Below are 564 nucleotides of genomic sequence, written 5' to 3' on the forward strand. Positions count from 1 at the left end.
TTTATCATTTTAGCCAAGAAGACTCCTTCCTCAAGGAACGCTTAGTGAGTAGGTGGGAGATGAATTGGCTTCGGACAAGGGATGGCAGGAAGCCATCTTAATTGTTCGACACACATAAACTGTTACTTCACTACATATCGAATGTATGTTTGTTGTATAATAGACACATATCGAAATGGGGGTGAAACGAATGATGATCAATAAAGCATATAAATTTCGTATCTATCCAAATAAAGCACAAGCGACCCTAATCAATAAAACGATTGGCTGTTCTCGTTTTGTATTCAATCATTTCCTATCTCTATGGGATAATGCATACAAGGAAACAGGAAAAGGTTTGACATATGGTACATGCTCTGCCAAACTTCCTGCCATGAAGAAAGAGTTTGTTTGGCTAAAAGAAGTGGATAGTATTGCGATTCAGTCGTCTGTTCGCAACCTTGCGGATGCTTATACACGCCTTTTCAAAAAACAAAACAATGCCCCGCGTTTCAAATCTAAGAAGAACAACATACAATCTTATACCACAAGACAAACAAATGAAAACATTGCCGTTGTAGGAAA

General features: G+C 38.1%; 1 protein-coding gene. It reads left to right on the plus strand.

The genetic code is table 11. The annotated features are described in order from the left end of the window. Nucleotides 1-190: 190 nt before the first annotated feature. The coding region (locus COI75_RS16715; RefSeq protein ID WP_141535124.1) for a helix-turn-helix domain-containing protein at nt 191-564 on the plus strand (374 nt) is incomplete at its 3' end.

The sequence above is a fragment of the Bacillus cereus genome, assembly GCF_002564555.1.
Taxonomy (GTDB): domain Bacteria; phylum Bacillota; class Bacilli; order Bacillales; family Bacillaceae_G; genus Bacillus_A; species Bacillus_A cereus_K.